The organism is Pseudoalteromonas sp. SR41-4 (genome assembly GCF_014163985.1).
GTDB classification, from domain to species: domain Bacteria; phylum Pseudomonadota; class Gammaproteobacteria; order Enterobacterales; family Alteromonadaceae; genus Pseudoalteromonas; species Pseudoalteromonas rhizosphaerae.
Map to the genome: position 1 here is coordinate 12,484 of NZ_JACJEI010000005.1, position 12,697 is coordinate 25,180.

General features: G+C 38.1%; 7 protein-coding genes. 5 read left to right on the forward strand and 2 right to left on the reverse strand.

The window, feature by feature from the left end; translation table 11 throughout:
• Positions 1–41 precede the first annotated feature (41 nt).
• From H5180_RS05375 to H5180_RS05395, 5 genes are all read left to right on the forward strand, one after another.
• Positions 42–800: a DeoR/GlpR family DNA-binding transcription regulator gene (locus tag H5180_RS05375; protein ID WP_182730667.1), complete on the forward strand. Its 759-nt coding sequence runs from the start codon at positions 42–44 to the stop codon at positions 798–800.
• A 113-nt stretch (positions 801–913) separates the two neighbouring features.
• Entirely contained in the window at positions 914–2,734 is a 1,821-nt protein-coding gene (gene glmS / locus H5180_RS05380; RefSeq protein WP_182734993.1) for a glutamine--fructose-6-phosphate transaminase (isomerizing), read from the forward strand.
• Between the two features lie 112 nt (positions 2,735–2,846).
• Complete coding sequence (locus H5180_RS05385) at positions 2,847–4,034, forward strand: alpha/beta hydrolase-fold protein (RefSeq protein WP_182757854.1); 1,188 nt, start codon at positions 2,847–2,849, stop codon at positions 4,032–4,034.
• A 103-nt stretch (positions 4,035–4,137) separates the two neighbouring features.
• Positions 4,138–7,146: an ATP-binding protein gene (locus H5180_RS05390; protein ID WP_182757855.1), complete on the forward strand. Its 3,009-nt coding sequence runs from the start codon at positions 4,138–4,140 to the stop codon at positions 7,144–7,146.
• A 237-nt stretch (positions 7,147–7,383) separates the two neighbouring features.
• Positions 7,384–8,685 carry a DEAD/DEAH box helicase gene (locus tag H5180_RS05395; protein WP_182757856.1) on the forward strand — a complete coding sequence of 434 codons (1,302 nt, stop codon included), beginning with the start codon at positions 7,384–7,386 and terminating at the stop codon, positions 8,683–8,685.
• An 82-nt stretch (positions 8,686–8,767) separates the two neighbouring features.
• Here H5180_RS05395 and H5180_RS05400 read toward each other — a convergent pair whose 3' ends face one another.
• Positions 8,768–11,365 carry a tetratricopeptide repeat protein gene (locus H5180_RS05400; RefSeq protein ID WP_182757857.1) on the reverse strand — a complete coding sequence of 866 codons (2,598 nt, stop codon included), beginning with the start codon at positions 11,363–11,365 and terminating at the stop codon, positions 8,768–8,770.
• Positions 11,352–12,512, reverse strand: a complete 1,161-nt coding sequence (locus tag H5180_RS05405) for an ATP-binding protein (protein WP_182757858.1) — start codon at positions 12,510–12,512, stop codon at positions 11,352–11,354. Before H5180_RS05405 ends, H5180_RS05400 begins: the two co-directional genes overlap by 14 nt.
• Positions 12,513–12,697 lie beyond the last annotated feature (185 nt).

Sequence of the window (12,697 nt, forward strand, 5' to 3'; positions counted from 1 at the left end):
AATCTCGTAACTTTCGAAACGAAACTTAAATGGTTTACTTAATGACTAAACGAAACACCCAGCAACGTCGTCATCTTATTCTTACTCAAGTTAATGAGTTAGGTGAAGTAGCCGTAGATATTTTAGCTGAGCAGTTTCAAACCTCTGAAGTAACCATTCGTAAAGACTTAACAGCGCTTGAAAAAAGCGGACTATTACTGCGCCGCTATGGTGGCGCGATTGCATTGCCGCAAGAAATAGTAAGCGATGATATTGATTCAAAACGTAAAGTGGCGATTGCCAAAGCCGCAGCAGCACTAATCAAAGATCATAACCGCATTATTATCGACAGTGGTCGTACTACAGCAGCAATGATCCCTGAACTGGGTAATAAGCGCGGTTTAGTGGTGATGACTAATGCAATTAAAGTGGCTAATCGCTTATTAGCGCTGGAAAACGAGCCAACACTTTTAATGACCGGTGGTACGTGGGACCCGCATTCTGAGTCGTTTCAGGGGCAAGTTGCTGAGGGGGTTTTACGTTCTTATGATTTTGATCAGCTATTTATTGGTGCTGATGGCATTGATGTTGAGCGCGGTACCACTACCTTTAATGAACTTGTAGGCCTAAGCCAAGTTATGGCGGGCGCTGCTCGTGAAGTTATAGTGCTGGTGGAGTCAGAAAAAATCGGCCGAAAAATCCCTAATTTAGAATTACCTTGGCAGCAAGTGACTACGCTTATCACCGACAGCAACTTAGCACTCGATACTCGCCAAGCAATACAAGCGTGTGGTGTGCAGTTGATCTGCGCTGAGCTATAAATTTACAAATTCGTGTTTATTACAGGCCGACAACACCTGTGATGTTCATTTAAATATTAAACAACACATACAAACCCAAAGTTGACGCTTTGGCATGTGCAAAAGGAGAAATTATGTGTGGAATAGTTGGGGCAGTTGCAGAACGCCCAGTAAATAAAATTTTAGTTGAAGGCCTTAAGCGTCTTGAATACCGTGGTTACGACTCAGCTGGTGTGGCACTTTTAGATGGTAATACACTTAATACTGTAAAAGCAGTGGGTAAAGTAGTAAACCTTGAAAACGCGCTTGATGAAGCTGGCGTAAAAGGTACTACCGGTATTGCACACACTCGCTGGGCAACTCACGGCGGCGTGACGAAAGCAAACGCGCACCCGCATATTTCAAACAGCGAAATTGCCTTAGTGCACAATGGTATTATTGAAAACCACGCCAGCTTACGTGAAGCGCTGAAAGGCGATGGTTACGAGTTTTTATCAGACACAGATACCGAAGTAATGGTGCATTTAATTCATCAACTTCGCCAGCAGCACACCACTTTATTAGCCTCAGTTCAAGCAGCTGTTAAACAGTTTGAAGGTGCATTTGGTACAGTTGTATTTGATAAAGCCAACGATAACGAAATTATTGTAGCGCGCTCAGGCAGCCCGTTAGTTATTGGTTTAGGCCTTGGTGAAAACTTTATTGCTTCTGATCAACTTGCATTATTACCAGTAACTCGTACCTTTATCTACCTTGAAGAAGGTGATGTAGCGCGTATCACCCGTAACAGTGTGGAAATTTTTGATGTAGACGGCAATGCCGTTGAACGTGAAGTCATTGAATCAAACATCACACAAGATGCATCAGGTAAAGGTGAATACCGTCACTACATGCTTAAAGAGATTTACGAGCAGCCGCTTGCTGTACGTAACACCCTTGAAGGACGTTTAAACGACGACCGCGTAGCGATTGATGCCTTTGGTGAAAGCGCTCAGCAAATATTTAAAGACGTAAAACACGTACAAATTATTGCCTGTGGTACGTCTTACCACTCAGGTATGGTTGCCCGCTACTGGCTTGAGCAATTTGCAGGTGTTAGCTGTAACGTAGAAATTGCCTCTGAGTTCCGTTACCGTCAGTCGTTTGTACACGAAAATAGCCTGCTAGTAACTATTTCTCAATCGGGTGAAACGGCTGATACTTTAGCTGCGCTTCGTTTAGCTAAAGAGCAAGGCTATATGGGGTCAATGACTATTTGTAACGTACCAGGCTCATCGCTTGTACGCGAATCAGACCTTGCCTTTATGACCAAAGCCGGTGCTGAAATTGGTGTAGCCTCTACTAAAGCATTTACTACACAGCTTGTTGGTTTGTTAATGCTTACTGCGTCTATTGCGCAAGAGAAAGGCTTAGATCAAAGTACGATTGTTAACGCTATTAAATTGCTTCCAGCTAAATTAGAAGAAACGCTACTATTGGCTGATGGCATTGCAGACCTTGCAGAAGAGTTTGCTGATAAACACCACTCACTGTTTTTAGGTCGCGGGTCGCAATACCCAATCGCAATGGAAGGCGCACTTAAGCTTAAAGAGATTTCATACATTCACGCAGAAGCCTATGCAGCAGGTGAGCTTAAACATGGTCCATTAGCATTGATTGACGCAGACATGCCAATTATTGTTGTAGCACCAAACAACGAATTGCTTGAAAAGCTTAAATCAAACGTAGAAGAAGTCCGTGCTCGCGGCGGCATCATCTATGTATTCGCTGATAAAGACTCACACTTTGAATCAGACGAGACAATGCGTGTAATTAACGTAAACCACGTAGATGACGTGATTGCACCAGTGGTATATACAATCCCACTACAGTTACTTTCATACTATGTAGCGGTGATTAAAGGCACTGATGTAGATCAGCCTAGAAATCTCGCAAAAAGTGTAACTGTTGAGTAAAATCAATGGGTTAATGAAGCTTCATTAATTTTAAAAAAAGCGCGTAATGCGCTTTTTTTGTGCCTGAAACTCTGTTAACTTAAGTAACTCATTATTCTCTAAGGGATTAGTTATGCGTTTATTTACAGCTCTCTGCTTTGCTAGTTTTTATATTTTTAGTTCTCAAAGTGCCTTGGCACAACCTAACACCAAACAACAAACCGTAGATTATTCTCAGCACACACATACATTTAAATCGGCTGTTTTAAATGAAGAACGCAGCGTTGTCGTTCAATTACCTAAAAGCTACCAAACTAACCCCGATAAAGTTTACCCTGTGATATATCGCCTAGATGGCGCGGGTAATATACCGCTTGCCAGTGCTGTTATTGAGCGTTTACAAAATGATAATCGTGCGCCAGAGGTTATTATTGTCGCTATTGAAAACACTAGCCGACTCAGAGATATGTATCCTACCGTGAACAAGGAGCCGCAAGGTCCAGTTGGTGAAGGGGGCGGTGCTGCAAAGTTTTTAGCGTTCTTTGAACAAGAGCTTATTCCTCTCATTAATAAAAATTATCGTACGCATGACTATAAGATTATTGCTGGTGCCTCTGCTGGTGGTGTATTTTCGTTATATGCGTTGCAGGCAAAGCCTGAATTATTCCAAGCACATATTGCGTATAGCCCTGCGGTTTGGTGGAACTATGGCGCATCGGTAAAAAGTACAAAGTCGTTTTTAGCTAAAAGCAAAGACCTTAACAATTACGTTTATATAAATATCGGCGAAGAAGCCGGCATAATGCGTGAAAGGTATGATGAATTACAGCAATCACTGCAATCACATAAAGCGCGGGGGTTACGCTTTTTTAATGATGCGTTTGATGGCATCTCGCATGGCTTAACTACTGCTGCTGGCGTATTTAATGCCTACTACAACTTATTTTTACCTAAGCAAATGCCAATCAGTGCTTTGACTGACGATGTAGCCTCTATTGATGCATATTACAAAACATTGTCTCAGCAATGGGGTGAGCAAATATCTCCACCCGATCGCGCTGTTAGATCTCTCGGTTATAACTTAACGGGCAGCAAGCAATTTACTCGTGCAATTGAGGTGTTTAAGTACAATATAAAAAATCACCCAAAATCAGTCGATGCGCTTTCAGCCTTATCCTACGGTTATGAAATGCAAGGTGATACTCGTCAAGCGCTTGAAAATATGGAATCTGCTCTAGCAATTGCAAATGACTCATATCCTTATATAAATTACTTAAAAGAAACTAGGGCTAGGTTAAAAAAGCATGATCAGAGGCAGTAATTTAAGCTATTAACTTTTGAAAATTAAGTTGTTGATTATCGTATATAGCAAAAGTGAGGCCTAACTTTAGGCTTTAAATCACATAATAAGAAGGATATTTAAAGTGGCAGATTTATTAATTGAACACTTAAAAACAAAAGGAACTGAACATTCCGATTTAAGTTTATTAGTGAACCAATGGGGATTTGATCAAAAAATAATCCCAAAAGCTTTACAGAGTATTGGTAGTCTTTTCCCGCACTTCAGCCGCCATGATGAATCTCATAGCAAACAAATTTTGATAAATATCGAAAGAATCTTAGGTAAAGAAAATATAGCTAATTTAACAGCTACAGATACATGGCTTATCTTAGAGTCTGCTTATTGGCATGATATAGGTATGGTAGTTCCGCAAAATGACCTAAAAGAAGCTTTTAGTGATCCTGATTTTCGTCACTATATTGATTCCATAGTTACAGATAAAAATCATCATTTAAATGAGTTTTGCTCAAATTTTAATAATGAAAATCTGATAGATAGCTTTCAATTCATGGGATCGCCCATTGAGGCCACTGATAATTTCCGACAGCTAATGGCTGAATGGTTCAGAAGAAAACATGCCAATAGAGCTGAGCAAACGGTAAATACTCCTTGGGAATCCGCTGGTATATCTTCTCCAAGAACTGAACTGATCCCTAAGAGGCTTTTCAGAATACTTGGGCAAATTTGTGCATTACATGGAGCAAATTTTAAAGAGATTGTTGGTGAAAATGGCTTACCTTATAAAGAAGCTGGACTGGGACAAGAAGATTGCCACCCTAGATTTGTTGCCTGCATGCTAAGAATTGGCGATTTGTTGGATTTAGATGACAACCGTTTTTGTCCTGTAATGAAAAAAATTGCTGGTGATAGCAGACCATCATTAAGTAAGGCTCATGAAGATAAACATGCTGCTATTAGGCATTTGCGCATAGACAAAGATAGGATTGAGGTTACGGCAGAGTGCAGTAGTGTTGATAGTTACCTTGAATCTTATAAGTGGTTTGAATGGTTAAAGCAAGAAACTCAGGCGCAAATGAGCCTTTGGCAAGAAATAGCACCTAGCAGGAGCTTTGGTTTATTGCCTACTTTAGGGAATATACAGGTGAAACTTAGTGGGCAGCAGCAAGTACTGTCTGAAGGGGAAAGACCTCAATTTAAACTTGATAGTGAACAAGCAATTAAGTTACTACAAGGGAGTAACCTTTATGCTTCAAAATTTGCCTGTATCCGAGAGCTTCTACAAAATGCTGTCGATGCAACTTTAATAAGTATTTGGTTAAGGAATAAAAACAAGATTAGTTGTGAAAAATGGAAAGAACCAAGAGATCCAGATGTAAAGAGTGTTATTGATAATGAAGCAATCGAAATCTCACTTAAAGAAATGGGAGAGTGCCCAAAAGAAAGTGAAAATTCATTATGGGAGCTTACTATAAAAGATAACGGTACCGGTTTCAGTATAAAAGACTTTTCTTACTTATTAAGTATTAGTAGTTCTAGTAAAAATAAAACAAAAAAAGATATTGTGGATTTAATGCCTGAGTGGATGAAACCTTCAGGGGCATTCGGTATTGGTTTTCAGAGTTCATTTATTCTTGCAGATAAAGTGAGCATTACAACAAAAAGTCTCTTTACGAATGAGTGTAGCCATGCAGAATTATATAACCCCTTAGGTGAAAAAGAGGGGTTAGCACTTTTAAAAAGTTTGCCTAATGATATATCTACTCAACACGGGTCTGAAGTTAAGATTACATTTTCGCTTAAAAAAATTGCTACAAGTTGGAGTATAAATTTACATAGAGAGCCAAGTGTTAAAAGCATGATTTTAGATAACCACGATCCAAATTTAGATGAATCGTTTCCATTTGAGTCAGCTCGAATTGCTGACTCGATAGTTGATTTTGCGAAACACTCACCAATTAGAGTAAACGGACACTATAAATTGAAAGATCAGGAACCGATCTCTCTCAATACTAAGGATGAAGAAAAGAAAGGGTTTTTTATAGATTTAGAAGATGAACAAGTAGAGCTACTTTTTTATCCCACTAGTCATTTCTCGCGGGTTAATACTTTATATCGCGGACAGGAGTTTGACTCTGGAAACATAAGGTTTCTTTTTGCTGATGTAACAATAAACTTACTTTCAGGTAAAGCAGGTGCTTGGCTTTCAATTAATAGAGATGAAATAAACAAAGAGGCTAGTGCAAAACTGATACAAGTTATTGAAAATTCTCTTTTCCATATTTCTGAGATGTTAGTCGGAGATTTGGAAGCTAATCAAGAGAGCTCAGATGTTAAAGAAGAGTTTAAAATACATTTTTCTTTATTTTTAAATGCCATGGCTTTAATGGATTCTAGTAATAATCCTTGGGAAAAGCTATCTGATGACTTTAATCGTTTTGATAAATTTTGGCTCAAATATAAGGTTGCTGATAAAGCTTTAGACGAGCATTTAAATGGAGAGCCATTAAGGATTGGAGAGAAAAACCTTAATGGTGAAAACGTTTCTATTTGTAATATCTATTTGGGGAGTAACCCTGGTTATGATGACTTGATAAAATGTTTAGTATTCAAAGAGTGGCAAGAAAGGTATGGGGTAAACACAATTGAGGTAATCGAATCAGATGACTTTAAAAATCAAAAAACAGATTTAGTTTACCTGTGTTCAAAACAAAAGCCATTACAACCTTATAACAGTAATGCTTTGCTTTCAGCTCTAATGAAAGCAAAATCGAAAAGTAATGCAAACTCTAGGTTTTTGGTGCCCCCTCCGCAAGGTTTTGAATCATTAGTACTAGATAAGACCACCACGTTAAATGCTCATTATTTATTTGATACAGGAGTAGGTGATTACGAATATATGCTTTTACCCCATTTATTTACATCTCCTAAAAGTGGATATTCTACTGAGGGTATAATTTTTGTATCCGAAGAGAAGTTAGATAAGCTTTGTGAGTGGATAAAACCCAAATTGAAAAACATGTTGACAGAGGCTGAGATTAAAGAAAAATATGATGAGTTAATTAAGTATATAGATGCCTTGATGGCCGAATCACCTTACAAAGATAAGTGGTTTAAATTATTAGCTAAATAATAAAATTGATAGCTAAGAACTAAGTTGAGTCCACCAAGGTTTGTTTAAGGAAAAAATTATTTTACTAGAGCGTGAACCTTCGCTCTAGAAAACTTGACCTGATGAAGTACCAATATTATCGAGTCAAGTTTATTACTTACAACACGCAGCTGTTATTTAAAACCACTAACCCCTACTTAATACGTGCTAAATACGCTAAAATTACAGGCTATTTTTAGTAATGAGCCCGCACCTTTTATGACCTCAGCCGCAAACCCTAGCAATTTCAACGAACTTGGCCTAATTCCAGAGCTAATTGCTCGATTGTCTGATTTGGAATACACGCAACCTACGCCGATTCAGACACAAGCAATTCCAAGTATCTTGGCGGGAAGTGACTTAATTGCAGGGGCGAATACCGGTTCAGGTAAAACGGCTACCTTTGCATTACCAACACTACAAACGCTGTTTTTAGCCCAAAACGTTAATAAAACACCGAGCAAAGGTAACTTTGTATCAGGGCTTATTTTAGTGCCAACGCGCGAGCTGGCAGTGCAGGTGGCTGATAGCGTTAAATCGTATTCTGCGAACTTTAATGGCGCGATTAAAACCGTGGCGGTGTTTGGTGGGGTATCGGTTAATACGCAAATGCAGGCATTACGTGGCGGTGCCGATATTATCGTAGCAACCCCAGGGCGTTTGCTTGATTTAATCTCAAGCAATGCGATTAAGCTCGATAAAGTGAGTACATTGGTGCTTGATGAAGCTGACCGCATGTTAAGCCTTGGCTTTACGGAAGAGCTTGCCGAGCTACTAGCGCTTATGCCTGCTAAAAAACAAACCATGTTGTTTTCAGCGACTTTCCCTGAGCAAGTTAAGCTATTAACCCAAGAGCTTTTAACCAACCCTGTTGAAATACAAGTTCAAAGTAAAGACGAAAGCACCTTAGTGCAGCGTGTATTTACGGTAAATAAAGGTGAAAAAACCACGGTTTTGGCGCATTTAATTAAGCAGCATAAATGGCGCCAAGCGCTGATTTTTGTCAACGCTAAAAAAGACTGTGAGCATTTAGCGGGCAAACTTGAAAAGCGTGGCGTGAATGCGCAAGTGTTCCATGGTGATAAAGGCCAAAGTGAACGTACTCGGGTAATCGAAAAGTTTAAAAATGGCGAAATAGAAGTACTAATAGCCACGGATATTGCCGCCCGTGGTTTAGACATTGCCAAACTGCCAGTAGTGATTAACTTTAACTTACCACGCAGCCCAGCTGATTACATGCACCGCATTGGCCGAAGTGGCCGTGCTGGTGAAGTAGGTTTAGCGTTATCACTGATTGATTATGAAGACTTTCATCACTTTAAAATTATCGAAAAGAAAAACAAACTACGCCTAGAGCGTGAAGAAGTAACAGGCTTTGCCGTAAACCAAGCCAACCTTGATGCAGCACTTGCGCTTAAAAATGACAAGCCAATGGCCAAGCCTGAAGGCACCGGCAAGAAAAAGAAAAAAAATAAAGCCAACTCAGAAGATGATGTGTGGAGTGGCTGGCGTCGTAAGTAAAACTACTTTTTAATGGCGATAGAAAACGAAAAAAGACGCGTCGGCGTCTTTTTTATTGAGCTTGTATAATTTAGAGAAACGTTTAACTCAGAGCGTATTTTTTCTCAAATTTAGCAACTTGCTGTAGAACTTCATCAACACTTTCTTGTAGCTCACCGCCCATTTTAGTGAGTTCATGGGGAAAGTCATCCTGCATTAAAGTCATCAAGGCATACCAAACAGGTTTGCATTTATCTTTTAAGGCGTGTTCAGGCAGCTCTAAAAGCTCTTTCGTTTTATAAAGCTGTTTTTTGGCCATAAGCAAGGTTAAGTAAAGTGCAATGTCATAATCACTGTGTTCTCCATCCATATCTAACCATTGTAAAAATAACTCACCGCTTTGTGATAAATGTTCAGTCCAAAGCAGAATAACGGCGTAGGCGTAAGTACTAGAAAAGTTCGGGTCCTGTTCATAATCAGTTTTAACTAATTGTAATGCCTTATTTAAATCATGGTTTTGTTCGAAGTATAGCCAAACTAAACATTCCTGAGCACTAGATATACCTGCATTAATGGCTTTTAAGTAATAGCTTTCAGCTTTATCAAATAACCCTTGAATATAATATATCTGACCAAGATTAAGTAATGCTCTGTTGTCATTATTTTTGAGGGCCCTTAAATAGTAACTCTCAGCTATATTAAATTGGTCTTGTTCGAAATATACATTACCTAAGTTAATTAAGACGGAATAATTTCCTTTTTCATACGCTTTTTGGTAATGGTCTTTCGCTTTTTCAAATAGTCCTTGCTGGCAATATAGGGCCCCTAAATCTAGAAATGCATTGTTATCTCCAAATTTTATTGCTAGTTGATAGTAATTTTCAGCCTTTTCAAACTGAGCTTGCTTAGCGTATAAATGACCTAAATAGAATAGTGCGTTATTGTCACTACTATCACTGGCTTTTAAATAATAAGTTTCAGCTTTAGCGAGCTGTTTTTGGTCGTAATATAAGTGGCCTAAATGGATAAATGATTTAGTTACCTCACTTTCAGCAGCTTTAAGGTAGTACTTTTCAGCCTCTTTAAAACACTTTTCCTCATGGTACAGCATCCCTAAACTAAGAAGTGCATCACTACCTCCGCGTTTGAGTGACTGTAAAAAATAGTATTCGGCCTCTTTAAAGCTTTCGTTTGTGCGGTATAGAAGACCTATACAAAATAAAATTTTAGCGCTATTTTTTTGTGAATTAATGAGTAGTCTTATTGCTACATCAATCTCATTTTCATCAGCTAATTGAAGGGCTTCTGTTATAATTTCTTTATCTGACGCTGAAATGTCATTAACGAAACTAGAGTTTTTTGAAGTTAAATAGGCTTTGGTGCTTTCCTTCATTTCATGCTCAGTGTTTATATCTAAACCAGCGTAGCTAAGTGCTTCACACATGTGATAAACGTAAGACTCATGAATTTTACCGCCGCGAATAGCACTCATAAAGCCTTTGGCTCTACATTCAAGATCTTCAGGGCTGCACCATGACGTTAAAAAGTTAACTAACCACTCGACTTTTTGGCGATCTTTTTTACGGCCAAAGCGCATTAAATACCAAATATTAAAAAATCGCTCTTCAATTTTATAAATCTTATTTTTACCGATGGAAATAGATTCTACGATGGCGTATTTAGTTTCTAATTGCTTAAGCTGAGCTGATACAGTTTTACTTTCTAAGCGGGTTTTTTTAGCAATATCTTTAGTGCTGATGCCGTCCCAGTTCATTGCTATGGTGTGTGTTATATCTTGTAATGTCTCAGGTAGGTCATCCATGCGGTGCTTATATAAAGGGGTGGCATCATCGAGTATTTTTAATAAGTCATCAAATGCATTACCGCCATCATCGACAAAAATATCAAATAGCATCACCATTGTTCTTGGTACACCACCGGTTAAACGGCGTAAAGTTTCTATGCGCTCGGGGGTATTTTTAATGATACTGGCTATTTTTTTCTTTTGTTGTTCATCGCCCATGCTGGCAAGAAAATCAAAACACTCTTGTTTATTTAAGCCGATAAGTTTAATAATTTTGAAAAATTCGTAAAACGGTTTTCCGTAGTCAAAATGCTGCTCTAGCATTTTGGTTGAACCGCCAATGATTTTGAGAGTTGGCGATGTGAGGAGTATTTCTCTGAGTCTGCGTTGCTCTTTTTCTTTTAATTTGCCTAGTAGCTCGTCAATGTTGTCTATCAACAGTATTAGTTTTTTATTTTTCGCTTTTACTGCTTTTTCTAAGTATGAAAAGCTTTTTAGTTCGTAATTGGCATCGTCAAAATGGCTTTCCATATCATCATGTATGGTAGCAAAGTTATCTTCAGCTGTGCATTGTAAATAATCTGCAATTTCTTCCCATAAGCGGCTAAGCGAACGAATTTGATATTGTTCCTCTGAGAATTTTATCGGGATCAAAAAGTCAGCTAACGTTGGCTCAGCTTGTACTGCGAGTTTTATTTTTCTTAAAAGGGTTGTTTTGCCCTGACCTCGCTGACCGACAATTATAAAGTGTTGGCTAGGAACCGTGTAATCACTATTTATTATGTCATCAAAAATGTCGTCAAAATCATGATTTCGCACAACAAACTTAGCTAAAAATTCTTTTTCATCAATTTCATCAGGCGTGTATTTATAGCGTGAGTAATTAGTTTGCGACATTTTTGTTCCACCACATTCTTAAGATCGGAGAGTTAAATTGATAGGTTTTATTGTTGTCGTTATTGTTAATATAGCCATCGTATATTAGTGAGTGCAGGCAATCTTTTGCTTCACTGTCGTTTAAGTCATGTTTACTGGCAATATTCATAATATCGAGCAAGTTAATCTCTTTTTGGTTCGAAATAGCATTCAGTACTTCTTTACAAAATAAATACTCATTGTTGCCTAATGCGGTTTTCAGCTTACTTTGCCAGCTCTCAAAATGATTGCGGTTATCTAATGCGTTTTGAATTGCTTGATCAATAACAGTTTGGTCAAGTTTTTGCCCTCTTCGGCATATTTTTTTAATTTCTTGAGTGATGAGTTGGATATAAAACGGGATCAGCCAATGTATGGTATGAAGTAAATGATCAATATCAGTTTTATTGATTTTAATCTCTGCGCTTTTGAACAGTGCGATAGTAAACTGCTCTGCTTCGGGGAAAGTTAAAGGCGGGACTTTTATATTGTTTAAATCGTTAATGTGTTTAATAGCGTCAATTTTGGATACTACGCTCTCTAAGCCTATAGAGCCTGCGTAGATAAAAGTCACTTTTTGTGAAAACTTCTTATCTTGTCGTAATTCTCTATGGGCTTTTAGTAAGCTGATTGCGTTTTTAGATTCTTCGTACTTTATTATGTTTTCAATGGTCTGAGCAAACTCATCAATCATAATGATGAGCTTTTTATCATGATCTAAATCTTTAATTAGTCGATAAAAAGCTTGTTTATGATTTAGCTTATCGCCATCACCAAACTCAACGCCTTCCATCGTTATAGATCTGACGTTGATATTTTTAATTTGATCCATGAAGTTTTTAGCTTTTGTTTTTAGGCTTGCAATAAAGTCTTCTTCCATTAGCGCATTAAAAACTTTTGACCAAAACTCTGCCTCAGAATCCGCTGACTCTGTATCAATATAAATGGGGATATAATTTGCTTTAGGCTCATCAACTATTTTATACATTATTGATGTTTTACCTACACGGCGAGGAGCGCATAAAAGAATATGACTGCCGTTGTCTATTGCCTCCCAAATGTCTGCAAGTTCATAGGGTCTATCCCAAAAGTTCGTACTTCTCGCAGCCTGACCAACAATGTTTTTCATAACACACCTCGTGACAAATTATATTTTGTCAGGTTAGTTGGCAAATTATAATTTGTCAAACTTAATGACAAATTATAATTTGTTATAAAGTTTGCTCTGTATTGGCTTTCGTTAGTAAGGTGAAATTAATTAAAAGTTAAACACAAAAAAGCCGACTTCAGTCGGCTTTTTCATTTACAGTAAAC

What these genes read in the sequence shown, in the direction of transcription:
- glmS (WP_182734993.1), top strand. Translation starts at nt 914, where the DNA reads ATGTGTGGAATAGTTGGGGCAGTTGCAGAACGCCCAGTAAATAAAATT.
- H5180_RS05405 (WP_182757858.1), bottom strand. Translation starts at nt 12,512, where the DNA reads ATGAAAAACATTGTTGGTCAGGCTGCGAGAAGTACGAACTTTTGGGAT.
- H5180_RS05375 (WP_182730667.1), top strand. Translation starts at nt 42, where the DNA reads ATGACTAAACGAAACACCCAGCAACGTCGTCATCTTATTCTTACTCAA.
- H5180_RS05400 (WP_182757857.1), bottom strand. Translation starts at nt 11,365, where the DNA reads ATGTCGCAAACTAATTACTCACGCTATAAATACACGCCTGATGAAATT.
- H5180_RS05385 (WP_182757854.1), top strand. Translation starts at nt 2,847, where the DNA reads ATGCGTTTATTTACAGCTCTCTGCTTTGCTAGTTTTTATATTTTTAGT.
- H5180_RS05395 (WP_182757856.1), top strand. Translation starts at nt 7,384, where the DNA reads ATGACCTCAGCCGCAAACCCTAGCAATTTCAACGAACTTGGCCTAATT.